The organism is Amycolatopsis sp. NPDC051758, assembly GCF_044453095.1.
In the GTDB taxonomy this organism is placed as follows: domain Bacteria; phylum Actinomycetota; class Actinomycetes; order Mycobacteriales; family Pseudonocardiaceae; genus Amycolatopsis.
The window spans coordinates 36,691-60,380 of record NZ_JBITCJ010000027.1; the positions used below are offsets into that span (position 1 = coordinate 36,691).

Sequence of the window (23,690 nt, forward strand, 5' to 3'; positions counted from 1 at the left end):
CCATGCCCGGACTGCCGAGGCCCATCACCGTCACCCCGGTCCAGCACGTCAAGCGCCGCCGTCGCCGCGAGAGCGCGGCCGCGTGGGCCTACGTCTCACCCGCCGTGCTCATCATCCTCGGTCTCGGCGTGGTGCCGGTGGCCTGGTCGCTGCTGCTGTCCTTCCAGGTCGACGACCTCGTGACGCCCAGCCGCTGGACCGGGTTCGACAACTACGCCGCGCTCGCCCAGGACCCGCACTTCGCCCAGGCCGTCGGGAACACCGTGCTGTACACGGTGCTCTACGTGCCGCTGAGCATCCTGTTCGGCTTCCTGCTGGCGCAGGCGCTGAACCGGCGCATCCGGCTGATCGGCGTCTACCGGACGCTGGTCTTCGTCCCGTTCGTGCTCTCGGCCACGGCGCAGGGTGTGCTGTTCTCCTTCATCCTCGACCCGCAGTTCGGCGCGGCCAACTCACTGCTGCACCACCTCGGCGTGTCCCCGCAAGGGTTCCTGACCGATCCCGCGCAGGCGTTGCTGGTGCTCGTCGCCATCACCTTGTGGAGCGGCACCGGGTTCTGCGTCGTGGTCTACCTGGCCGCGCTGCAGGACGTCCCGCCGTCGCTGGTCGAGGCCGCGCGGCTGGACGGCGCGGGCGCCTGGCGGGTGCTGCGGCACGTGACGCTGCCGGCGATCATGCCGGTGACGGCGTTCCTGGTGGTGTGGCAGCTGATCACGTCGCTGCAGGTGTTCGACCTGGTGTACGTGACGACCAAGGGCGGCCCGCTCGGCTCCACCACGGTGATCGTCTACTTCGTCTGGGAGCAGGCGTTCAAGAACTTCACCGCGGGGTACGGCGCGGCGTCGGCCTACGTGCTCGCGCTCGCCCTGCTCGTCGTCGTGATCGCCGTGCGGGTGGTCCGCCGGCCCCGGAAGGTGCTCCGATGACCGCCCGGCTCGACGGGGTGCCCGCGCCGCGCGTCCTGCCCGCACTCCGCCGGCCCCGGCTGCCGTTCAGCCCGTGGCACCTGCTGCTCGTGCCGCTGGCGCTCGTGTTCGCCGCGCCGCTGGTGTGGCTGCTCCTCAGCTCGGTGATGAGCAACGCCGAGATCAACCGGTTCCCGCCCGCGCTCTGGCCGTCCCAGGTGGACTTCTCGGGCTACCGCTACGTGCTCGAGAACGCGCTGTTCGTGCGCTGGTTCACGAACTCGCTGATCGTGTCGGCGGTGACCGTGGTGTCGAACCTGCTCTTCGGCACGCTCGGCGGGTACGCGTTCGCGCGGATGCGGTTCGCCGGTTCGCGGGTGCTGCTCGGGCTGATGATCGCGACGATGGCGATCCCGTTCCAGCTCACCATGATCCCGACGTTCCTGGTGATGAAGAAGCTCGGCCTGATCGACAGCCTGGGCGCGCTCATCGTGCCGTCGCTGGTGACGCCGTTCGCGGTGTTCCTGCTGCGCCAGTTCTTCCTGTCCCTGCCGAGGGAACTCGAAGAAGCGGCGTGGATCGACGGCTGCTCGCGGCTCCGGGTGCTGTTCACGATCGTGCTGCCGCTGTCACGGCCCGCGTTGAGCACGGTCGCCGTGCTGACCTTCCTCACCACCTGGAACGACCTGACCTGGCCGCTCATCGCGCTCAACCACGACACGACGTACACGCTGCAGCTGGGCCTCACCACGTTCCAGGGCCAGCACCACACCAACTGGGCCGCCGTCATGGCGGGCAACGTGATCACGGTGCTGCCGGTGCTGCTCGCCTTCCTCGGCGCGCAGAAGACGTTCATCCAGTCCATCACTTCCAGCGGGCTCAAGGGGTGAGCGTGCACCGGTTCGACCTGCTCGTGGTCGGCGACGCCAACCCCGACGTCATCGTCGGTCCACTTCGGACGGACCTGGCGTTCGGCCAGCGGGAGCAGCTCGCCGCCTCCGGCGTGCTCACCCTCGGCGGCTCCGGCGCCATCACCGCCGCCGGCGCCGCCCGGCTCGGGCTGAAGGTGGCCATGGCCGGCCGGGTCGGCGACGACGAAGCCGGCCGGTTCGTCCGCGCCGCCCTCGAAGAACGCGGCGTCGACACGAGCGGATTGCGCACCGACCCGGACCTGCCGACCCCGCTGACCGCCGTGCTCACCCGGGACGGCGACCGCGCGATCGTCACCGCGCCGGGCACCCTCGCGGCCTTCGACGCCGGGGACGTGCCGCCGCGGCTGCTGGCGGAGAGCCGGCACGTGCACTCGTCGTCGTACTTCCTGCTGCCGAAGCTCGCGCCGGACCTGCCCGCGCTGCTGCGGGCGGCGCGCGGCCACGGCGCGACGACGTCGGCCGACACCAACGACGACCCGGCTGGGACCTGGGACGTCGGGGACCTGCTGGCCGAGACGGACTTCCTGCTGCCCAACGCGGCGGAAGCGGTCCGGCTGGCGGGTGCCGGCAGTACCCGGGAAGCCGCCGCCCGGCTGGCCCGCCGGGGCCCGGCCGTCGTGGTCAAGGACGGCGCGGAGGGCGCCTTCTCCTGCCACCACGGCGAATTCGCCTTCGCCCCGGGCAACCCGGTGACCGCCGTCGACACGGTCGGCGCCGGGGACAGCTTCGACGCCGGCTTCCTCGCCGGCGTCCTGGCCGGGCTGCCGCTCGCGACGGCCCTGCGCTGCGGTGTCGTCTGCGGCGGGTTCTCCGTCCGCGCCCGCGGCGGCACCGCCGGCCAGGCCACGTGGGACGACGTCCTCGTCCACCTCGAACGCACCGGATCGGACCCCGCATGACCCCCAAGATCACCTTTGTCGGCGCCGGCAGCGTCGTGTTCACCCAAGGCCTGCTCGCCGACCTCTTCGCCTTCCCCGAGCTGGACGGGGTGCACGTCGCCCTGCACGACATCGACCCGGAGCGGCTCACGACCGCGCTGGCCGCGGCCAAGCAGATCGCCGCCGTTCGCGGGGTGAAGCCGCTGCTCACCGCGCAAACCGACCGCCGCGAAGCCCTTGCGGGCGCGGACTTCGTCGTCGACATGGTCCAGATCGGGATGGGGGACGCGACCCGCACCGACTTCGCCGTCCCGGCGCGCTACGGCCTCCGGCAGACCATCGGGGACACCCTCGGCATCGGCGGGATCTTCCGGGCGCTGCGCACGTTCCCGTTCCTGGCGGAACTGGGCCGCGACATCGCCGACGTCTGCCCGGAAGCCTGGCTGCTCAACTACACCAACCCGATGGCGATGAACGTGCAGTACCTGGCCGAAGCGACCGGGCTGACCCGGGTCGTCGGGCTGTGCCACTCGGTGTACTGGACGGTGCACGGGCTCGCGCAGCTGGTCGGTGTGCCGTTCGACGAGGTCACCTACGTCGCCGCCGGGGTCAACCACCAGGCCTGGGTGCTGCGGTTCGAGCACCGCGGCACCGACCTCTACCCGCGGCTGGCGTCGCTCGCCGACGGGGACGAGCAGCTGCGGCGGCGCGTCCGGTTCGACATGTTCCGGCGCCTGGGTTTCTACCCGACCGAGACGAGCGAGCACTCCGCCGAGTACGTGCCCTGGTACCTGAAGCACGACAACGAGATCGAGCGGCTGCGGCTGCCGGTCGGGGCCTACCTCGAGATCGTCGCGGAGAACGAAGCCGAGTACGAGCGGACGCGGCAGGCGGTCGCCGCCGACGAGCCGCTGACCGTCGAAGGCACGAACGAGTACGCGCCGCAGATCGTCCACAGCCTGGTCACCGGGACACCGCGCACGGTGTACGGCAACGTCGTCAACCACGGCCTGATCGAGAACCTGCCGGCCACCGGGGTGGTCGAGGTGCCGTGCCTGGTCGACGGCACCGGCGTCCGGCCGACCCGGATCGGCGCGCTGCCGCCGCAGCTCGCCGCGCTGAACCGGACCTACCTGAGCGTCAACGACCTCGTGGTGCGCGCGGCCCTCGAGGACGACCCGCGGCACATCCGCCACGCCGCGATGACCGATCCCGCCACCGCCGCCGCCCTGCCGGTCGAGCGGATCTGGGAGCTGTGCGACGACCTGGTCCGCGCGCACGGTGACCGCCTCCAGCCCGCCCTGCGTGCCGTCCTCGGCCACTGACTCCGGGAGAACGATGTCCCACACCCTCGACGAGATCACCAGCCAGCCGGAGTGCTGGGCGCGCGTGCTGGACGAGCTGCCGCGGCACGCGCCGGCGTTGCCCGCCACCGGGGAGCGCGTCGCGGTCATCGGCTGCGGCACTTCGTGGTTCATGGCGCAGAGTTACGCGCAACTGCGCGAGGAAGCCGGGCACGGCCTGACCGACGTCTTCGCGGCGTCGGAGGCGAAACTCGACCGGTCCTACGACCGCGTGCTGGCGATGACCCGCTCCGGCACGACCACGGAGGTCCTGACGGCGCTGGGGCGAACGCGGCCGGGCACCCGCGTCACCACGATCACCGCGGTGGCCGGCTCGCCGGCGGCGGAACTGTCGGACGACGTGGTCGCGCTGCCGTACGCGGACGAGCGTTCCGTGGTGCAGACCCGCTTCCCGACGACGCAGCTGCTGCTCCTGCGCGCGCACCTCGGCCTGCCGGTCGACCGTGCACTGGCCGACGTCTCCCGGGCGCTGGCCGATCCGCTCGAGCCGGAACTGCTGGGGGCGGCCCAGATTTCGTTCCTGGGGGAGGGCTGGCACGTCGGCCTGGCGAACGAAGCCGCGCTGAAGGTCCGTGAAGCGGCGGCTTGGTGGACGGAGTCGTACTCGGCGATGGAGTACCGTCACGGCCCGATCGCGGTCGCGGCTCCGGGCCGGGCGGTGTGGAGCCTGGCACCCGTGGACGCGGGCCTGGTCCGGCAGATCGAGGCGACCGGCGCCCACCTCCGCCAAGGCGGGCTGGACCCGCTGGCCGAGCTGGTCGTGGTCCAGCGGCTGGCGGTGGAGCTGGCGCGGGCGGCGGGCCGGGACCCGGACCGCCCGGCGCACCTGACCCGGTCGGTCGTCCTGGCCGGCTGAGCCGTTACGCGGGGCCGGTCAGGTAGGAACCGGCGTCGCGTGTGGTGCAGCGAATGTGGCGTTGGGTGCGTGTGACGCACCCAATGAGGTTTTCTCGGTAGCGTCCGTGGTGTTCGTGGTGGGTGAGTACGAGGGTGGCCTGGGTGAAGGCGCCGATGCGTCGGGGGCAGAGGGTGATGCGGGTGAGGGCGCGCCATCGGGTTTTGAGCATGGCCATCGCGCGTTCGCCGAGGCAGCGTAGGCGGGTGTGGAGCAGGTTGTAGGCCAGGTTGTCGCTGGCGAGGGGTGGCTGACCTGCTGTTTTCTTGAACGGGGTGAGGATGCCGGTGCCGGCTGAGTGGTAGGCCTTGTCGGCGAGGGTCTTGAGGCCCTGGCCGGCGGCGGCGGTGAGGGCGCCGATGATGTCGAGTTCGCGGGCGGCGCCGAGGTCGTTGCGGGACCCGGGCACGACCTCGGAGACCCAGAGCGGGAACCCGTCGGCAGTGGCCAGGAACTGGATGTTGCCGCCGAAGGCGCGGTGTTTGCCGGAGTACCACAGGTGCACGGTGTCTCCCCGGTTTTGCCTTTGGTTTTGATCGTGGTCGCTGCGACCCGGTCGGCGGTGATGAGGGTGCCGTCGAGGATCAGGTGGGTGTCGCCGGCGGCGTGGCGGGTGGTGAGGACGTGGTGGAGGTCGGGGGCTTGTGCTGCTAGGGCGGTGATGCCTTCGTGCAGGTAGCGGTAGGCGGTGGCGGCGCTGATGGTGTTGTCGGTGGCGAGGCGGTGGACGGGGTGGCGTCGCGGAACCAGCGCAGGATCAGCACTGCTTGGTGGTAGGGGATCAGTGCTCGCCGGTTGCGGCGGGTGCCGCGGGCTTGGCGTTCGGCGCGGAGGACACCGGCGACGAACAGGGTCAGCTCGTGTGCCACATCGAGCGTGGCATCATGGGAGATCACGTGGGGCCTCTGGGCTTGTGGACTTGGTCTTCGCAAACTCAGTCCTACCAGCGGCCCCACGTATGATCTCAGGGCAACACGCACCCCACGCAGCCCTACTGAGAAAACCTCAATGTGGCGTTGGGTGCATCGCCGCTCGGCGCACCAGGCGACCTGGTCCGTACCCGCGGGAGCCCACCGGAACGCGGGCCGCGCCGAACTCCGTTGAAGACTCACCGGTTCAGACCAATTCCGGCCCGGCTGGATCGAGCAAGTGCCCCTGGCGCTACCGGATCTTCCGGTCGCGGGTGATCCTGCCTGAGGTGCCCCGCTCCGCCGGGACCGCGACCGACCGAGGGATGTGGCCATGAAGCTGTCCCGTTGTGCCGCCGCGCTTGTTCTCCTCGTCGCCGTGGCCCTCGGCGGGGCGCCGGCCGCCGTTGCCGGGCAGACCACGCTGCGGGCGGCCGATCCGGGTGTGCTCCGGGTCGGCTCCACCTACGTGGCCGTGCAGTCCTCCGGTGGTGGGATCGTCGTTCGGCAGGCCTCGTCCCCCGATGGCCTGGCGGGCGCGGGCGCCCGGCGGATCTGGTCGGACAGCCGGGGGCTCGGTGAGGTGTGGGCGCCGGAAATCGTCGTCGACGGGGGCCGGTTCTACGTCTACTTCTCGGCCGGAACCGGTGCGGCGCACCGGATGTACGTGATCAGCTCCGCCGTCGCCGACAGCGGCTACACCGCCGAGACCCAGCTGGCGCTGCCCGACGGGAAGTGGGCCATCGACGGCACCCTGTTCACCTTCAACGGGCAACGCTGGTTCGTCTGGTCCGGGTGGGCCGGCGACACCAACGTCGAGCAGAACCTCTACCTCGTCCGGATGAGCACGCCGACCACACCGGCCGGCGCGCGGTACGTCATCTCCCAGCCGCGGGAGAGCTGGGAACGTGTGGTGGGCAACCCGTACATCAACGAGGCGCCCGTGGCGATCAAGGACCCGAACGGGCAGCTGCACATCGCCTACTCGGCCAACGGCAGCTGGAGCGACCAGTACTGCATCGCCGAGGTCCGCCTGCGCGCCGGCGGCGACCCGGCCTACGTCTGGGACTGGTACAAGTCGAACGGCTGCCTCTTCGGCTCCCACCGCGAGACGATGATGGCCGGCTGGGACCCGACGCTCCACGTCGACGGGCCGGGCAGCCACAGTTTCGTCCTGCTGAACGGCGACATCGCGACCAGCCCGCCCGCCGGGCCGAAGTTCCCGCTGATGTTCCACGCCGTCCCCAAGGGCACGCCGTACTCGTGGGCGAACCGGTACTGGTACACCGGCACGTTCTGCTGGTGGGGCTCGACGACCTACCGGCGCGCCAACGTGCCGGGCGCCACCACGGACACCGGCTGGAGCCTCAAGTTCTTCGAATGACCGGCCGGCGGGCCGCTTGGGGGCAGGGCCCGCCGACCGGAGTCTCACACGAGCGACGCGGTCAGCCCGCCGTCGAGGACGTAGTGGCTGCCGGTCACCCAGCTCGCCCGGTCGGACGCCAGGAACGCCGCCACCTCGGCGATGTCCTGCGGGGTGCCGAGCCGGCCCTGCTTCGCGGCGACGAGGTCGCCGAAGGGAACCTGGGTCGCCGCTTCGAAGTCGGGCACGAGCCGCTCGACCATCGCGGTGTCGGCGAAGCCCGGGCACACCGCGTTGACCCGGATCCCGGCCGGCCGCATCTCCACCGCGGCGACGCGGGTGAGCTGGATGACCGCGGCCTTCGTCGCGCAGTACGAACCGAGCAGCGGGCTGCCGCCGACCCCGGCGATGGACGAGATGTTGACGATGTTGCCCTTGGACTCGACCAGGTGCGGGGTCGCCGCCTTCATCGCCACGAACGTGCCGCGCACGTTGACCGCGAAGATCTTGTCGAAGCTCTCCGTGGACTGCTGCAGCAGCGGCGACGAGACCTCGATCCCGGCGTTGTTGACCAGGACGTCGAGGCCGCCGAGGATCTCGACCGCCTGCTGGATCGCGGTCTGGACCTGGATTTCGTCGGTGACGTCGCAGTTGGCGACGCCGGCCGCGCCGATCTCCTCGGCGGCCTGCTTGGCCGAGAGGGCGTTGAGGTCGCTGACCACGACCTGGGCGCCGCGTTCGATGAACAGCTTCGCGATGGCCTTGCCGATCCCGGCGCCGGACCCGGTGACGAAAACACGCTTTCCTTCGAGTTCGGACATTCCTGTTCCTCTCACATCGCGTCGATCTTGGGCATGATCTCTTCTTTGAGCCGCTTCAGGTCGTCGAGCGTCTTCGCCACCGGCACGTCCTGGAACGGCGGCCACAGGAAGGGCATCGTCAGCCCGGCGTCCTGGTAGCGCTTGAGCTGGTCGGTGATCTGCGCCGCCGACCCGACGAGCAGGTTGGTGCCCTTGCCCCGGGGCGTCTGGTCCATGTCCTGGTCGGTGATGACGAACCAGATCATGCTGGCGATCTCGAGGTCGTCGACCGACCGCCGGGTGTCGAGCTGGTCGAGCTCGCGCTGGATCTCGGTGCGCCACCGCCGGATGTCCTCGGGCGAGTCCTGGATCCCGATCCAGCCCGACAGGCCGTACTTGGCGATGCGGCTGGCCGAGCGCTTCGGGTCCTTGAGACCGCTGAAGAAGATCGGCGGGTGCGGCTTCTGCACCGGCTTGGCGCCGAACCCGGCCGGCTCGAAGTCGGCGAACTCGCCGTGGTACTCGAAGACCTCGTTGGTCCAGATGCCCTGCATGATCTCCAGGGTTTCGCGGACGTGCTTGTGCCGCTTGGGAAAGATGTGCGCGGCGCTGGCGGCGGCGAACTCTTCCGGCATCCAGCCGGAGCCGACGGCGACGTTGAGCCGGCCGCCCGAGAGGTGGTCGATGGTGGCCAGCTCCGCGGCGAGCACGCCGGGGGACCGGTACGGCGTGTCGATGATGCTCATGCCGATCCGGACCTTCGAGGTCTTCGCGGCGAGCCAGGGGAGCAGCGGCATGCCCTGGAGGAACTCGCCCCGCGAGCTCACCGGGAGCTGCCGGCCCATTTCGTCCAGCATCCCGAAGGGGTACTGCATTTCCCCGCGGTCCGAGGCCTCCGGCACGATGATCCGGTCGAGCGTCCAGACGGAGTCGAAGTCGAGGTCTTCGGCGAGCGCGGTGAGGTCTTCGAGCTCCCGGACGGTCACCTTGTCCCGGAAGTTCGGCAGGTAGAGCGCGAGTTTCATGGTCGGACAGCCTCCTTGCTGCGTTCGGTGAAGGTGGAGCGGATGTCGGCTTTGAGCACCTTGCCGACGGTGGAGCGCGGCAGCTCCGGCCAGATCTCGATCTGCTTCGGCGCCTTGACGCTGCCGATGCGGTCCTTGACGAACGTGATCAGCTCGCCGGTGTCCAGCTCCCGGCCGGGCTGGAGCTGGACGACGGCGGTGACACGTTCACCCCACTTGTCGTCGGGCAGGCCGATCACGGCGCAGTCGCGGACGGCGTCGTGGGCCATCACCGCCTGCTCGACTTCGGCGGAGTAGACGTTGAAACCGCCGGTGATGACCATGTCCTTGGCGCGGTCGACGATGTGGAGGAAACCCTCGTCGTCGAGGAAGCCGATGTCGCCGGTGTGGTGCCAGCCGTGGGCGGAGGCCTCGGCCGTCGCCTCGGGGTTGCGGTAGTAGCCCGCCATCACCAGTGAGCCGCGTACGCAGATCTCCCCGCGGTCCCCCTTCGGCACGGGCCGCCCGTCTTCGTCGAGGATCACCACCGTGACCAACGGAGAGGGGCGGCCGGCCGACGAGAGCCGTCCGGTGTGGACGGTGCCGTCCGGCCGGCGGTGGTCCGCGGGTGACATCGTCGAGATCATCATCGGGGCCTCGGACTGGCCGAACAGCTGCGCCATCGGCCCGATGCGGTCGAGGGCCTCGGTCAGCCGGGCCGTCGACATCGGGGCCGCGCCGTACCAGAAGCACTGCAGCGACGAGAGGTCCGTGCGATCGAGCGCGTCGTGGCCGAGCACCATGTAGATCAGCGTCGGCGGCAGGAACGTGTGGGTGACGCGGTGGCGTTCGATCAGCTCCAGGAACCGGCCGACGTCGGGCTCGGCCATGATCACGACTTCGCCGCCGCGGGCGAGGATCGGGAAGCAGAGCACGCCGGCCGCGTGGGTGAGCGGGGCCAGGGCCAGGTAGACCGGGCGGCCGTCGAAGGGGTAGCTCATCAGCGTGATCGCCGACATCGCCTCGAGGTTGCGGCCGGTGAGCATGACACCCTTGGGGCGACCGGTGGTGCCGCCGGTGCCGACCAGGGCGACCACGTCGTCGGGTTGCGCGGCTTCGACGCCGGGATCGTCGCGAGCGGCGTCGAGCCACTCCGGGAAGCCGGCCGCGAAGTCGTCGCCGTCACCGAGCCGGACCAGGGTGGTCAGCTTGGGCAGTTTCGGCGCGATCTGACGGACGAGGTCCTCGAAGCCGGGCTGGAAGATCAGCGTGGTGCAGTCGAACAGGTCCAGGAGCTCGGCGTTCTCACCGGCGGCGTTGCGCGGGTTGATCGGGCACCACACGGCGCCCGCGCGGGCGATGCCGAAGACGCAGGTGAAGGCGGTCGGGTCGTTGGCCGAGAGGATGCCGACCTTGTCCCCGGGCCGCACGCCGGAGTGGCGCAACGCGCGGGCGACGGACTTCGCGAGATCGACCACCTGGCCGTAGGAGACGGAGCTCCCGTCGAGGGTCAGGCAGGGCGCGTCCGGGTCCAGGGAGGCGCCTTTTTCCAGGTAGAAGTACAGAGACATCGTCGTCCCTCCCGAGCTCCGTCGGCGGCTGGTCCTGACCTTGGCGGCCGTTTGGACGAATGTCAAGATTTTCTTGGACGATTGGTCAGAAAGCGGCTCGATGGTATCTTCGGGCGGTGAGCAGCCCAGCCGCCGTGAGGCGCCGGACCAGGGTCGACAAGTTCGAAGAGCGCCGCCGGGAACTCGCCGACGCGGCCCTGTTGGCGTTGGCCGACCTCGGTTACGCCCGCACCAGCCTGCGCACGATCGCGGAGCACACGAAGTTCTCCCACGGGCTGCTGCACTACTACTTCGCCGACAAGGTCGAGCTGATCACCTACTGCGTGCGGCGCTACAAGGCCGCCTGCGTGCAGCGCTACGAAGGCGGCGTCGGCGAAGCGGCCACGCCCGCCGAGCTCGCCGCGGCCTGCGCGGACGGGCTGGCCGCGGCGCTCGAGGAAGCCCCCCTCATGCACCGGATGTGGTACGACCTGCGCACCCAGTCGATGTTCGAGAAGGCGTTCCGTGACGACGTCGCCGAGATCGACGAAAGCCTGCAGGACATGATCTGGCGCAACGTCCGCGCCTACGCCGACCTCGCCGGCGCCGAGCCGAACTGCGCCCCGGCCGAGGCGTACGCCCTGTTCGATGGCCTGTTCCAGCAGGCCCTGCTGCGTCACCTGTCCGGCGCGGAGGAAGCCCTCGACGACTTCCGGAGCCGGGTGCGCGAGCTGTTCCCCCGCGTCGTCGGCTGAGGCTGCCGGGGTCAGCGCGCCAGGTGCTTCCGGACGTCCTCGGCGACGGCTGCGCGCCCGCTCATCCGGTACTTGCCCAGGATGTTGCGGACGTGGGTCTTGACGGTGTGGGTGCTGACGCCCAGCTCTTGCGCGATCTCGTCGTTCGGCAGGTTGCCGCAGAGCAGCACCGCGACCCCCTGCTCGGCGGCGGTGAGGGACCGGAACCGTTCCTCCGGGCCCGGGTCGATGTCGAGCGTGAGCTCCACGAGATCCGACTGGAGCTGCTGGCAGTCGGTGACGATCCGGTGCAGGGCTTCGCGCGTCGAATCCGGATCGGGCGCCGCCAGGGCGTCCTGGGCTCGCTGACGGACATCCGCCACGCGTGAGGACAGGAGCTCGACGATGTGGTCGGCCGTGACCGGCTGCGGCGCGTCTTCGACGTCGGCCGGTAGCCGGCGGAGGGCGTCGAGGTCCTCGGCCTCCTTCGTCAGCACCCGGGCGACCAGCTCGGCCAGCCACTCGAAGGCGCGCACGGAGTTGTCGTCGAAGGTGCCCGGGCGGTAGCTCTGCATGGACATCATGCCGAACACGACGGGCTCATCACCGCGGCGGCGGAACAGCGGGGTGGTGACCGCGTCGGCGGAAGCGCGGCTGGTGTCCCCGGACGCGACCCCGGCGTTGAGCGCGGCGCCGTTGTCGTACTGCATCCGGTAGGTCTGGCGGTGCTTCAGCAGCCAGGCGGCCTGGCCGTGCGGCCCGTAGATGTGCGACGCCGGATCGGTGTACATCCCGCCGTCGTAGCCGTACGGGTAGCGGACGCGGTTCGCGCCGTGGAAGAAGCCGATGTAGAAGTGGTCCAGGGCAACGATCTTGCTCATCACGGCGCGGGCGTAGTCGTAGAGGCCGTAGTGGTCGTTGCGGTAGTTGGCGTCGATCTTGTGGAAGGCCTCCCGCAGCACCAAGGTCGTCTCGGCGTCGACCCGGAGCCGGGGTGGCCGGCTGGACCCGGCTGGAGGCATCCCGTCAGTTTCCTCCTTTTTGCCCCCGGCCGATGAGGCTCGAGGCGACATCGCCTCACTCCGCGAGCGATGGATGTGCGTCAGGCCCGCTGCCACGGTTCAGGCACCGCCGCGCGCTTGCGGACGAGACGGAGGAGCTTTCATGGAGACCCACTGACGGACCGACCGGGTCAGAACAGCGTTGCCTGCTCCGGTTCCGCGTCCGGCTGGTTGCGCCGGCCGTTCAGGGCGAACTTGTCCTCGACGGATTCGTCCGGGTCCGGGAACCCGTACCGGGCGATGATCGCGCGGATCCGGTCGCTCACCTCGTGGCGGTACGGGCGCAGGGTCTCCGAGCCCGACGAATACAGCGTCACGTAGTCCGGCACCAGGTGCGGGTACGCGCCGCGGAGCCAGGTCATGAACACGTCCTTGACCCCGGACGACAGGTACAGCGGGTGGAACAGCACGCTCGTCGCCCCCGCCGCGGCGACCGCCGACACCAGCTCCTCCAGCTGCTCGGGGGAGTCGGTGAGCCGGGGGAGGATCGGCGAAAGGAACACCGTGCAGTCCAGGCCCGCGTCGCGGATGGCGCGGACCGTGGCCAGGCGGGCCGTTGTGGTCGCGGTGCCGAACTCCACCGACTGCTGGAGCTCTTCGTCCATCATCGAGATCGACAGCCCCAGGTGCACCGTCGTCGCGCGGCTGGCCTTGACCAGGTGGTCGAGGTCGCGGCGGATCGTCGTCCCCTTCGTCAGGATCGAGAACGGGACGCGGTGGCCGGCCAGGGCGTCGATGATGCCCGGCATCAGCGCGTAACGGCCTTCGGCGCGCTGGTACACGTCGGTGTTCGTGCCGAACGCCACCCGCGGCGGCAGCTTCCGCTTGCGCGCCAGCTCGTTGCGCAGCACCTCGACGATGTTCGTCTTGACGATGATCTCGTTGTCGAAGTCGCCGGCGGCGTTCAGCCCGAGCCGCGTGTGGGTGGGGCGGGCGAAGCAGTACTGGCACGCGTGGGTGCAGCCGCGGTACGGGTTGATGGTGTACTCGCCGGGCAGCATGCGCGCGTCCGCGGGCACGTGGTTGAGCGCGCTCTTGGCCAGCACCTCGTGGAACGTCACCCCGCGGAACTCCGGCGTCCGCACGCTGCGGACGAACCCGCTCATCCGCGCCAGGCCCGGCAGGGTGCCGTCGTCGACGCGGTCGGTGCGTTGCCCGCTCCAGCGCATGGCGTCGCCGTCTTCGGTGCTCGTCAAGGATCCCCCCTTTGTCCGGGCCGAATTTACACTGCCTCACCCCAATGACCCGGCCCCGACAGGTCGAGCGTCGCGGCCGGCGGCTGGGTGACGGCGTGGTATTCGCCGTGGACGAACACCAGTGCCGGTGTCCTTCGATCGTGTCCGGTGGCCAGGACGTTTCCGACGACCAGGGTGTGGTCGCCGAGGTCGAACCGCTCCTGCAGCCCGCATTCGAGCCAGGACGCGCCGTCGAGCACCAGCGCGCCGGTGTGCGTGCCGGGTGACGCCGCGAGCGTGGTGATGTGCTCGGCCCGCCGTTCGCGAGGGCCGGCGAAGCGGCCGGCGAGCTCACGCGCGCCGGCGGGCAGGATCGAGACCACCCACCGGCCGCTGGCCAGCAGGTCCGCGAGAAACGCGGAGCCCTTGCGGAAGCACAAGGAGATCAACGGCGGGTCGAGGGAGATCGAACTCAGCGAATTGACGGTCACGGCGTCGTGGTGGCGGCCTTCGGGGGTGTCGCGGTACGTGCTGGCGACGCACACCCCGGTGGCGAAGGTGCGCATCGCACCACGGAGGTCGGGCGGCATACGGCTGCTCCTGGGGCAGGGGCCGGCCCGCGCGGGACGCGGGCCGGCCGGTGGGTCAGAGGGCCTGGGGGAAGCGGAAGAACCGGTCGGGGTCGTACCGGCGCTTGACCTCGGCGAGCCGGCCGGCGTTGGGCCCGTAGTAGGCCCGCCGCCAGTCCTCGAGGTCCGGATCGGTGAAGTTGACGTAGGAGGCGTCGGGCGCGAACTCCCCGGTCTCGGCGTGCAGCGCGTGCAGCCAGTCGAGGTTCGCCTCGACCGTCTGCGGCGAGTCCTGCTCGGTCCACGACGTGTCGAGGCTGAGCAGGAACTTCGTGTCGCGGTGCGGAAAAGCCGTTGCCGCCACCGGGACGCGGTTGATCGCCCCGCCCCACGCGAACAGCGCGGCCCCGGCGCCGTCGGGATTGCCGCTGCCCGGCCACTTGTCGACCGCGCGGACGAGCGCCGTCAGCCCGGTGTCCCCGATCGGGTGCGGTGTGCACCGGGTGCGGGCGGCGAACGCCCCACCGTCGCTGCTGTGGTGCAGGTACTGCGCCGCGGCCCAGAAGTCGCGGTCCTCGATGTCGGCACGGTCGGGGACGGCGACGGCGAACACCGGCGCGAGCAGCTCACGCAGCTCCTCGGCCGGGCCGAGGTGGTGCCCCACCACGGAAACCACCCCGTCGTCCGCCGCCGAGCGGGCGATGCCGATCCGGGCCGAGAACCGGTCCGGCGCGGTCAGCATGATCTCCTGCATGGTGGCCAGCACCTCGACCGCGTGCGGCCACGACCAGAGCAGCAGGCACGTGGAGCCGGCCGGCGCGGGCCGCGCCTGGAACGTGAAGCTCGTGTTCACGCCGAAGTTGCCACCCCCGCCGCCGCGGCAGGCCCAGAAGAGGTCCGGGTGCTCCGTCGCCGACGCGGTGACGGTCCGGCCGTCGGCGAGCACAACCTCGGTCGACACCAGCGCGTCGCAGGTGAGGCCGTGCGCGCGGGAGATCGTCGTGACGCCGCCGCCGAGGGTCAGGCCGCCGATGCCGACGGTGTCGGAGTTGCCGAGCGGGAAGGTCAGGTCCCACGGCCGGAGCCCGGCGTAGAGCGCCTTCATCGGCGTGCCGCCGCCGACGGTGACCCGCCCGGTGTCGCAGTCGATCCGGATCCCGGCGAGCCGCCGCAGGTCCAGCACCAGCCCGGTGCCGGCCGAGTGGCCGGCGTAGCTGTGCCCGCCACCGCGGGCGACCAGCGGCACCGACTCCGTGCGCGCCCATTCCACCGCCCGCGCGACGTCTTCGGCGTGCGCGGCCGAGAGGACCGCCGCCGGGCGGGTGGCGGCGAACCGGCGGTTCTCCGGCGAGGTGGCTTCGTCGAAGCCGGGCTCGCCGGGGAGCCGCAGGTCGCCGTCCACCAGGTCGGCCAGCGAGCGCCACGCGGTCACGACGCCGCTCCCACCGGGACCGCGGCGGGGATCTCTTCGAGGTAGGAGACGCCGGTTTCGGCGTGGTCGCCGTAGCGCTCCCAGACCTCGCGCAGCACCAGGGTGCCGCCGTGCCGCTGCGGGCTGTTGGTGCTGTGCCCGGCGATCACCTCGCCGCTGTCCAGCACCATCGTGTAGGCCAGGCGCAGCACGCCGGCCGCGTCGCAGGTGCCGGTGATCGTGCCGCGCCGGACGCGCCCGCCTTCGAACACGGCCCAGACGAGGTTCCCGCGCTGGTGGTACTCCGCGCAGGTGCCGTCCCCGCCGCCGAGCTTGCGGAACCGGCGGCCGTCGTAGTCGATAGTCATTCGTCCACGTCCAGGAGCCCGGCCGGCATCTCCAGCGTGGTGCCGGCGGGCGGCGGCTCGACGTCCTCGGTGACGATCTCGACCAGCGAGGCCGCGTGCGCCAGCCGCTGCGAGACCTCCGCCGGGCCGGAGCCCTCGCAGACGACCAAGGAGTGCCGCGCGATGTACCCGCCCGGCGGCAGCCGCAGCGTGGTGCCCGGCTCGGCCATCGGCGAGGCGAGCACCAGCCCGGGCGCGGCCTCGGGCACGGTGACCGCGTGCAGGACGCAGTCGTGCGCGGGGTAGCCGAAGCGGATGCCGGCGGTGCCGGCGCGGGTGTGCGCGACGTCGGGGCGCTGCCCGGTGGCGACGTCGAACAGCACGCCGCCGGGGTCGATGCCGGTGGCCGTCTTGCCGAGGAACGGGATCAGGTCGCCGCCCAGGCGGCCGTTGACCTCGATGATGACCGGGCCCTTCGCGGTGAGCCGGACCTCGGTGTGGGTGATGCCGTTTTCGATGCCCAGCACGTGGTGGGCCCGGGTCAGCACGTCCAGCAGGGCCTCGTCGCGCAACAGCGGGTCGGCGGCGTCCACGACGTGGCCGGTCTCCTCGAAGAACGGCGGCATGCCGGTGCTCTTGCGGGCGAGGAACATCGGGAGGTACTCACCCTTGTAGACGGCGCCGTCGATGCTGATCTCCGGGCCGTCGGCGAAACCCTCGATGAGCGCGCCGCCGCGGTACGGCTCGTCGCCGACCAGGCTGGCTTCGTGGGCGACACGGTAGGCGGACTCGAGCTCTTGTTCGTCGCTCGCCAGGGAAACACCCATGCTGGCGCCGAGCGCCCGCGGCTTCACGATCACCGGATACCCGATGCGGGCGGCGGCCGCCCGCGCCCCGGCCAGGTCCGGGACCAGCTCGAACCCGGGCTGCGGCAGGCCGGCCGCGGTCAGCCGGGTGCGGCAGCTGTGCTTGTCGCGGCAGCCGTGCACCCCCGGGATGCTCAGGCCCGGGACGCCGAACTCGGCGGCCAGCTCGGCCGCCGGCATCACGAGCGGCTCGTCCCAGCAGAGGACGCCGCTGACGGTGTAGCGGGTGGCCAGCTCACGGGCGGTCTCGGCGAGCAGGGTGTGGTCGAAGACGTTGACCACGGTGATGTCGTCGAAGTAGGCGTGCTGCCAGGTGGGCTTGAGGTTGTTGACGAGCACCAGCTTCAGGCCCGCCTCGCGGGCGCGCTCGGAGACGGTGCGGACGATGTACTCGCGGTAGAGCTTGAGACCGCTGCCGATGACGAGCAGCGCCCCCGGGGCGTTCGTGGTCATGAAGGTCGTCCTCCGGTCGGATGGGGGTGCACCGCGGTCAGGCCGCGGCGCGGACGGTGTGGCGGGCGAGCTCGGCGACAACGGCGTCGGCCGCCAGGGGAGCGGTGCGGAAGCCGTCACCGCCACTGGCGGCACGGGCCCACACAGCGGGCCCGACGCGGACGAAGCCGGTTTCACCACCGGATGTGGTGGCGTAGTGGCAGTGCCGGACGCGGGCGACGTCGTATCTGTCCACTTCGGACACGATGCCGGCCGAGAGCACCCGCCCGGCCCAGTTCGTGCCGTCGTCCGGAGTGGACAGCCCGCGCACCTCGCGGCGCGCGGCGTCGGTGCTGATCTTGAGCAGGGTGCCCGCCACCGACGGCAGCAGCCAGGCCCGGCCGTCGGCGCCGATGCCGCCCGCGGTCGGCGTCGCCGCCCACGCGTGGGCGAGCTCGGCCGGCGGGCGCAGGTACACCATGGTCTGGCGGTGCACCGTGACCGGCCGGTCGACCAGCGCCGACGACCACGGTCCGGCGGCGACGAGCACGACGTCACCGTGCTCGCTGATGCCGTCGGCCAGGTGGACCCGTCCGGTATCGGCGTCCACGTCCACCGCCTCGCGGCCGGGCCGCAGCTCGGCTTCGGGGTGGTGGCGCAGCCAGCGGGCGGCCGCGTGCAGCACGCGGTCGGCCAGCAGGGTCCCGGCGTGCGGTTCGAGCACCGCGCCGGCCCCCGCCGGGAACCCGATCAGCGGGAGGCTCGCCGGGGTGGCGACCCGGATCGGCACCCCCGCGGCTTCCGCCGTCGCGACGGCTTCCCCCACCTCGCCGGCGGGCATCGCGGTCAGCACGCCGACGCGGCGGTAGAGGCAGGCACCCGGCAGGTGGTCGCACAGCAGCGAGTCCAGCGCCCGCCACCGGCGGTGCAGGTCCGCGTTCCGGCGCGTGGCGGCCGGATCGCCGGCGACCAGGGCGCGCAACGCCCGGTGCTGGTCGAAGGACGTCGCCCCGGGGTGCGGGACCGGGCCCCGCTCCAGCAGCACCACGTGGTGCCCGGCCAGCACGCAGCCGATCGCGGTGAGCAGCCCGGTGATGCCGCCGCCGACCACCACGACCCGCAGGCCGTCCTGCCGGGTGCCCGCGGTCATCGCGCGGCCTTCGCCGGGCGCAGGCGGGGCAGGGCCACCGGCGTGAACGAACCGGTGACGGCCGGCGCGGGAACCGGGCCGGAGCCGAAGACCTGGGCCGCGAGGTCGATCAGGACCGGCGCCGCGGCCCGCAGCAGCCGGTCGACCTCGAAGCAGAAGTCCCCGGCGTCCGCGCCGGTCACCTCGTGGTTGTCCAGCCGGGCGAGCTGCTCGGTGATCGCCTCGGCCGCCCGGTTCAGGCTGAAGCCCGCCAGCTCGTAGGAAGCCGCGAACCGCTCGTCCATCCGGGCCGCGGCCCGGATCGCCCGCTCGGACACCGGCAGCGGGCCGAGCCCGACCCAGCGGTTCACCTGGTCGGCCACCCGGTTCCACGGGCCGACCAGCCGGGTCTCGGTGACCTGAGCGAGCGCGTCCCGGCTGAAGCTGGTCCGCTGGTGCTCGGGACTGGTCGCGGCCAGGTGGAACCGGATCAGGTCGCGCGGCACCTCGGCGGCCAGCTCCCGGCTCCAGATCACGTGCCCGCGGCTGGTCGAGAACTTCCGGTAGTCCAGCTCGTAGAACTCGTTGGTCAGGTACCGCGTCGGCAGCTCGTACGTCCCGCCGAGCGCGAGCAGCATCGCCGGCCCGGAAACCGCGAACGGGTAGATGTTGTCGAACCCGAGGAAGTACACGATCTCCGAGCCCGCGCCGGCGAGCCAGAGCGCGTCCTCGGTGCCTTCCGCGACACCCCGGGCCTCCGCCGCCAGCGCCGAGGCGTGCATGCTCCACGCCATCGGCTCCGCGTTCGGGTTGACCACCTGCCCGGGCACCTCGGGGAACGGCACCGGGATGCCCCACGAGATCGGGTAGGTCACCGGGAAGTCCGGCAGCGGCCGCGCCAGCATCGACGCCAGCGCCTGGGCCATGTGCGGCCGGATCCCGGCGGCGTGCGCCTCGAAGTGCGCCCGCAGCTGCTCGCGGTACCGCTCGACCGGGAGCACGAGCACGTCGGCCTCCCGCAGCTCCACCGGGTCCTCCGGGTCCAAAGTGGACCGGACGCCGATGAGCTCGCCCGCGGCGACCAGCCGGCCGCAGCTCTCGCACAGCCCGGCGCAGCAGTCGGCCAGGCACTCCGGGCAGTTGCCGGAGGCGAACCCGTCGACCAGGAACTGCCCGGTCCGCGCCGAGTACGGGAACTTCATCGTGCGCAGCTCGAGCTTGCCGGCCGAGTGCAGCCGGCCGATGAAGTCGACGACCCACTTGGTGAACCGGTCGTCGTCCCCGGTGTACCCGTCGATGCCGATGCCCAGCGCGGCCAGGCTGGCCTCGATCTGCGCGGCCGAGTTGGCCACCAGCTCCGCCGGCGGGACACCGCGGCGGTGCGCGGTGGTGACCACGAAGGTGGAGGTGTCCTGGAACCCGGTGCCCAGCAGCACTTCCCGGCCCTGGGCCCGCGCGTAGCGGGTGTGCACGTCCGCGGCCAGGAACGGCCCGGCGATGTGCCCGAGGTGCAGGTCCCCGTTCGCGGTCGGCGCGGGGGAGATGATCACCGTCCGGGCGTTCATGGTGCGCTCGCTTCGTGCCGGGCCACGAACCGCGTCGACATCTCGGGGTCCCACCAGACGCCGAAGTACTCGAAGTCGGCGTCACCGTCGTTGACGACGCGGTGCGTCGAACCCGGCGGCAGCCGGACGACGTCGCCGGCGGCGAACGGGCGCCGCTCGTCGTCGACGACCAGCTCGGCGGAACCGCTGATGGCGATGAAGATCTCGTACTCGTGGTGGGCGTGCGGAGTGGACTCGGTCCCGGCGCGCAGGACGCACCAGGCGCCTTCGAAGGGGGCGTTGAGCTCGGGCCAGGGCAGCAGCCGCTGCCCGTCGAGGCCGTAGGCGCGTTCCAGCCGCGTGCGGTCCAGGGGACGGACGTCGATCATGCCGCCACCACCACGGACTGGTCGGCCGACCCCGAGGCGGCCGCGGGACGGGCGCCGCGCCGGTCGAAGATGTCGCCGGAGATGTCGCCCGAGCGCTGGGCGAGCACGCTGATCAGCGAGTCGGAGATGCCGTGCGTCGCCTCGTTGACCCCCTGCAGGTACAGCGCGCCGCGGGCGTTCTCGCCCAGGTCCGCGCGGTACTGCCGGTTGACGGTGACCTCGGGCAGGCCGATCGCGTCGGCCAGCTCGCGCACCATCCGCGGCATCCGCGGGTCGAAGCCGGTGCCCAGGAACACCGCGTCGCAGTGGAGCTCCTCGGTGCCGCCGGTCTTGAGGTCGCGGACCTCGAGCACGACCTCTTCGCCGCCGCCGGGCCGGTTCTCGGTCCACGCGTCGGTGACGTCGGTGAGGCCGCGGATGGTCGACACCGGCTCGCCCAGCATCTTCTGGCGATAGATCATCGTGTACAGCTCCTCGAGGAACGGCGCGGCCAGGCCGGCGTAGTTCGTCAGGTGCATCTCCTCGAGCACCTTCGCCCGGACGCCGTCCGACATCCGGTAGAACTCGTCCACGAACGACGGGTAGAACAGCTCGTTGACGAACTTGCTGGTCTGGTAGTCCTTCAGCGCGATCGAGCGCAGCAGCATGGTCGGCGACGAGCCGGGTGCGTGCTGGTGCAGCGCCATGAACATCTCGGCCGCGCTCTGCGCGCCGCCGACGACGACCGGGCGCAGCGCCTTGCCGGCCCGTGCCAGTTCGACGGTGTTCTCGACACGGCTGCTGTACTGCGTGCTGTGCACGACCCGCTCGGCGGGCAGGCGCTTGAAGACCTCCGGCACGTGGGCGTCGCGCCCGCCGCCGACCACGAGGTCACGGCAGAGCACGGTGTCGCCGTCGGACAGCGGGACGGTGAAGCCGAGCACCGCGCCGTCCTCGGAGTGGATCGGCAGGATCCGCTCGGCACGGGCGTTGTAGCGGATCCGGACGTGCTCCAGCGAGTCGGCCACCCACTGCTGGTAGGCCGAGACCTGCCAGCGGAACGGGTTGAAGGTGCCGAGGTTGACGAACTCGTCGAGCTCGCCCCGCTCGTGCATGAAGTTCAGGAAGGAGAAGCGGCTGCGCGGGTTCCGCAGGGTCACCAGGTCCTTCACATAGGACACCTGGCTGCGGGCCCACGGCAGCAGCAGGTTGCGCTGCCAGACGACGTTTTCGTACTGCTCCAGGATCATCGCGCTGCGGGCCAGCTCGGTGTTCCCGCTCTCCTCGAGCGCCACGGCCAGGGCGAGGTTCGCCGGCCCGGCGCCGATCATCAGGACATCCACTTCGTGGACGGTCACGTCGGTACCTCTTTCGTCTCGGGGTGGGGGGGGCCGGGGGCCCCGCCCCCGGCCCCACCGCCCGTTTTCGGTCACGCGGGGTGCGTCAGCGCAGTTCGGGGTCGGTCTCGATGACGCTGTACGGGTACGGGAGCGCCTGGTCGCTCGCCGCGGTCAGCAGGGCGGCGTCGGCCGGGTCGAGGTCCAGGTCCGCCGCGCCCAGGTTGGTCTCCAGCTGCTCAAGGGTGCGGGCGCCCACGATGGGGGCGGTGACCCCGGGCCGGCCCAGCAGCCAGGCGAGGGCCAGCACCGGCACCGCGAGGCCCGTGCGTCCGGCGACCTCGTGCAGGGCGTCCAGCACCCGCCAGGTGCGTTCGTCCCCCTCGTACGCGCTCCACGACTCGCCCCAGCCGAGCTTCTCGGCGGTCTCCACCCGGGTGCCCGTGGGCGGCCTCTGGGCACCGCGCCGGATCGCGCCGCTCAGCCAGCCGCCGCGCAGCGGGCTCCACGGGATGACGCCCAGGCCCTCGTTGCGGCTGACCTCCATCAGCTCCCACTCGGCGGACCGGTCCAGCAGGTTGTAGAGCGGCTGGAGGGCGGTGAAGGGCTCCCAGCCGTGTCCCCGGCTCAGGTCGATCGCCTTCTGGAGCTGCCAGCCGGAGAAGTTGCTGGCCCCGATGTAGCGCACCTTGCCGGAGGTGACCAGCGTGTCCAGGGTGGCGAGGGTCTCCTCCAGCGGGGTGCCCGGGTCCCAGGCGTGCACCTGGTAGAGGTCGATGTGGTCGGTGCCCAGCCGGCGCAGGCTCGACTCGACCCCGGCGATCAGGTGGTTGCGGCCCAGGCCCCGGTCGTTGGGGCCCTCCCCGGTGCCGTACCGCACCTTGGTGGCGATCACCACGTCGTCGCGGCGCTGTCTCTTCAGCCAGCGGCCGAGGATCTCCTCGGAGGCTCCGGCGGAGTAGATGTCGGCGGTGTCCACGAAGGTGCCGCCCGCCTCGGTGAAGCGGTCCAGCAGGACGTGGCTGGTGGTCTCGTCGGCCTCGCGGCCGAACGTCATGGCGCCGAGGCAGAGTTCACTGACCCTCAGGCCGGTCTTTCCCAGGTAGCGGTAACGCATGGCGAGTTCCTTCGTCGTGGTGTCGGATACGGAGGCCGGCGGTCGCCGGGCGGTCTGGTTCGGCGAGCGACACGGACACCTCCTGGACGCTGTGGTCGGACAGGCCGCGCGGATCGCGGAAGCGGTAGCTGTGGACCCGGGCGCCCGGTGTGGTGAGCACCCAGTCCAGCCGCCACCAGCGCAGGCCCGGACGGGCCTGCCACGAGGTGGGGCAGAGGCGTCCGGACAGGGCTACCGCGTCGGCGCCCAGGCGGGCGATGCTGCGGGCGTCCCCGATCGCGGCGGTGGTGTTGAAGTCCCCGGCGATCAGGGCCGGATGGGGGCAGCCGGCGACGTCCCCGAGGAGTCCCCGGTACTCCCGTGCCCGGTCGGCGGCCCGGGTGCGGACCGCGCGGTAGAAGTCTGCGCGCAACGGGCTGATGAGTCGTAGCTGTACCGGGATGTGGACGTTGAAGGTGGCGAGAATCCGACCGTCTCCCGGCATCTCCAGGTCCACCCGCAGGGTCCGGCGGGCGGCCGTCTCGACGGTCGCGGCGACCGGCAGCCGGGACAGGGTGATCAGGCCCCGGGCGATGACGGCGCGGTGGCCGGGGAAGGTGGCGCGCAGCCGCCGCTCGTCGTCGATGAGGCGGTAGGTGCCGTCGAACTCGTCGTGGTGGTACTCCTGGAGGAGGTAGACGTCGGCGTCGAGCCCGCGCAGGAAGGCGTAGAAGGGCTCGGGGTCGGTGGACTGGCACCAGTGCTGGGTGTTCCAGGACACGATGCGCACGGCCCCGTCCGGCGGCGGCGGGAGGCGCTTCCTCCGTACGAGTGCGCCGGGCACGAGGCCGGACTGCCGGGCCCCGGTCAGCAGGGCCGCGCCCGCCACGACTGCGGCCGTGAGGTCCCCCGTCGCGCAGGAGAGCACCAGGAGCAGGGCGGGCAGGGCGGCGAACACCGGCGGCGGCAGCAGCGAGGGCAGCAGCCAGAACCACCAGCGGCCGTTGAGGACGAGGTGTGCG

At 71.6% G+C, this 23,690-nt stretch carries 22 protein-coding genes and 1 pseudogene; 7 read left to right on the forward strand and 16 right to left on the reverse strand.

What is annotated here, in order from left to right:
- Positions 1–2 precede the first annotated feature (2 nt).
- From ACIA5G_RS52965 to ACIA5G_RS52985, 5 genes are read left to right on the forward strand one after another with little or no spacing between them, the layout of a single operon-like run.
- The gene (locus ACIA5G_RS52965; RefSeq protein WP_395938044.1) at positions 3–926 is read left to right on the forward strand and encodes a carbohydrate ABC transporter permease; all 924 of its coding nucleotides are present in this window, start codon (positions 3–5) and stop codon (positions 924–926) included.
- Positions 923–1,795, forward strand: coding sequence for a carbohydrate ABC transporter permease (locus tag ACIA5G_RS52970; protein WP_395938046.1), 873 nt, complete (start codon positions 923–925; stop codon positions 1,793–1,795). The genes ACIA5G_RS52965 and ACIA5G_RS52970 overlap by 4 nt, the downstream gene beginning before the upstream one ends.
- 2 nt (positions 1,796–1,797) lie before the next feature.
- Positions 1,798–2,736, forward strand: a complete 939-nt coding sequence (locus tag ACIA5G_RS52975) for a carbohydrate kinase family protein (protein ID WP_395938048.1) — start codon at positions 1,798–1,800, stop codon at positions 2,734–2,736.
- Positions 2,733–4,040, forward strand: coding sequence for an alpha-glucosidase/alpha-galactosidase (locus ACIA5G_RS52980; RefSeq protein ID WP_395938050.1), 1,308 nt, complete (start codon positions 2,733–2,735; stop codon positions 4,038–4,040). The genes ACIA5G_RS52975 and ACIA5G_RS52980 overlap by 4 nt, the downstream gene beginning before the upstream one ends.
- Before the next feature lie 13 nt (positions 4,041–4,053).
- Positions 4,054–4,935, forward strand: a complete 882-nt coding sequence (locus tag ACIA5G_RS52985) for an SIS domain-containing protein (RefSeq protein ID WP_395938052.1) — start codon at positions 4,054–4,056, stop codon at positions 4,933–4,935.
- Positions 4,936–5,047: 112 nt separating this feature from the next.
- Here the strand turns inward: ACIA5G_RS52985 and ACIA5G_RS52990 are convergent.
- Positions 5,048–5,870: pseudogene (locus ACIA5G_RS52990) on the reverse strand (transposase family protein); the annotation flags it as partial.
- 346 nt (positions 5,871–6,216) lie between these two features.
- Here ACIA5G_RS52990 and ACIA5G_RS52995 point away from each other — a divergent pair.
- Positions 6,217–7,266, forward strand: a complete 1,050-nt coding sequence (locus ACIA5G_RS52995) for a glycoside hydrolase family 43 protein (RefSeq protein WP_395938054.1) — start codon at positions 6,217–6,219, stop codon at positions 7,264–7,266.
- Between the two features lie 44 nt (positions 7,267–7,310).
- Here the strand turns inward: ACIA5G_RS52995 and ACIA5G_RS53000 are convergent, their stop codons facing one another.
- Genes ACIA5G_RS53000 through ACIA5G_RS53010 form a run of 3 tightly spaced genes read right to left on the reverse strand, consistent with a single transcriptional unit; the run spans position 7,311 to position 10,620 of the window.
- The gene (locus tag ACIA5G_RS53000) at positions 7,311–8,066 is read right to left on the reverse strand and encodes an SDR family NAD(P)-dependent oxidoreductase (RefSeq protein WP_395938056.1); all 756 of its coding nucleotides are present in this window, start codon (positions 8,064–8,066) and stop codon (positions 7,311–7,313) included.
- An 11-nt stretch (positions 8,067–8,077) separates the two neighbouring features.
- Positions 8,078–9,070, reverse strand: a complete 993-nt coding sequence (locus tag ACIA5G_RS53005; RefSeq protein ID WP_395938058.1) for an LLM class flavin-dependent oxidoreductase — start codon at positions 9,068–9,070, stop codon at positions 8,078–8,080.
- Positions 9,067–10,620: a long-chain fatty acid--CoA ligase gene (locus ACIA5G_RS53010; protein ID WP_395938060.1), complete on the reverse strand. Its 1,554-nt coding sequence runs from the start codon at positions 10,618–10,620 to the stop codon at positions 9,067–9,069. Before ACIA5G_RS53010 ends, ACIA5G_RS53005 begins: the two co-directional genes overlap by 4 nt.
- 116 nt (positions 10,621–10,736) lie before the next feature.
- Here ACIA5G_RS53010 and ACIA5G_RS53015 point away from each other — a divergent pair, with 116 nt between their 5' ends.
- A complete protein-coding gene (locus tag ACIA5G_RS53015) occupies positions 10,737–11,354 on the forward strand; it encodes a TetR/AcrR family transcriptional regulator (RefSeq protein WP_395938062.1) in 618 nt (205 codons plus the stop codon).
- Positions 11,355–11,365: 11 nt separating this feature from the next.
- On the opposite strand, the gene ACIA5G_RS53020 is transcribed toward ACIA5G_RS53015, so the two are convergent.
- From ACIA5G_RS53020 to ACIA5G_RS53075, 12 genes are all read right to left on the reverse strand, one after another.
- A complete protein-coding gene (locus tag ACIA5G_RS53020; RefSeq protein WP_395938064.1) occupies positions 11,366–12,355 on the reverse strand; it encodes a response regulator transcription factor in 990 nt (329 codons plus the stop codon).
- A 170-nt stretch (positions 12,356–12,525) separates the two neighbouring features.
- Entirely contained in the window at positions 12,526–13,590 is a 1,065-nt protein-coding gene (locus ACIA5G_RS53025) for a radical SAM protein (protein ID WP_395938066.1), read from the reverse strand.
- 26 nt (positions 13,591–13,616) lie between these two features.
- Positions 13,617–14,159 (reverse strand): flavin reductase family protein, encoded by a 543-nt coding sequence (locus ACIA5G_RS53030; RefSeq protein ID WP_395938068.1) that lies wholly within the window; start codon positions 14,157–14,159, stop codon positions 13,617–13,619.
- A 55-nt stretch (positions 14,160–14,214) separates the two neighbouring features.
- Positions 14,215–15,570, reverse strand: coding sequence for an FAD-binding oxidoreductase (locus tag ACIA5G_RS53035; RefSeq protein WP_395938070.1), 1,356 nt, complete (start codon positions 15,568–15,570; stop codon positions 14,215–14,217).
- Entirely contained in the window at positions 15,567–15,917 is a 351-nt protein-coding gene (locus tag ACIA5G_RS53040) for a hypothetical protein (RefSeq protein WP_395938072.1), read from the reverse strand. The genes ACIA5G_RS53035 and ACIA5G_RS53040 overlap by 4 nt, the downstream gene beginning before the upstream one ends.
- On the reverse strand, positions 15,914–17,215 hold the full coding sequence (locus ACIA5G_RS53045; RefSeq protein WP_395938074.1) for an ATP-grasp domain-containing protein: 1,302 nt from the start codon (positions 17,213–17,215) through the stop codon (positions 15,914–15,916). The genes ACIA5G_RS53040 and ACIA5G_RS53045 overlap by 4 nt, the downstream gene beginning before the upstream one ends.
- A 37-nt stretch (positions 17,216–17,252) precedes the next feature.
- Positions 17,253–18,344 (reverse strand): NAD(P)/FAD-dependent oxidoreductase, encoded by a 1,092-nt coding sequence (locus tag ACIA5G_RS53050; protein WP_395938076.1) that lies wholly within the window; start codon positions 18,342–18,344, stop codon positions 17,253–17,255.
- A complete protein-coding gene (locus tag ACIA5G_RS53055) occupies positions 18,341–19,888 on the reverse strand; it encodes a class I tRNA ligase family protein (protein ID WP_395938078.1) in 1,548 nt (515 codons plus the stop codon). Before ACIA5G_RS53055 ends, ACIA5G_RS53050 begins: the two co-directional genes overlap by 4 nt.
- A complete protein-coding gene (locus tag ACIA5G_RS53060; RefSeq protein ID WP_395938080.1) occupies positions 19,885–20,256 on the reverse strand; it encodes a cupin domain-containing protein in 372 nt (123 codons plus the stop codon). The genes ACIA5G_RS53055 and ACIA5G_RS53060 overlap by 4 nt, the downstream gene beginning before the upstream one ends.
- The gene (locus ACIA5G_RS53065; protein WP_395938082.1) at positions 20,253–21,593 is read right to left on the reverse strand and encodes a SidA/IucD/PvdA family monooxygenase; all 1,341 of its coding nucleotides are present in this window, start codon (positions 21,591–21,593) and stop codon (positions 20,253–20,255) included. Before ACIA5G_RS53065 ends, ACIA5G_RS53060 begins: the two co-directional genes overlap by 4 nt.
- Before the next feature lie 85 nt (positions 21,594–21,678).
- Positions 21,679–22,689 carry an aldo/keto reductase gene (locus ACIA5G_RS53070; protein ID WP_056700661.1) on the reverse strand — a complete coding sequence of 337 codons (1,011 nt, stop codon included), beginning with the start codon at positions 22,687–22,689 and terminating at the stop codon, positions 21,679–21,681.
- A partial coding sequence (locus tag ACIA5G_RS53075; protein ID WP_395938085.1) for an endonuclease/exonuclease/phosphatase family protein occupies positions 22,646–23,690 on the reverse strand: 1,045 nt, incomplete at its 5' end. The genes ACIA5G_RS53075 and ACIA5G_RS53070, both read right to left, overlap by 44 nt.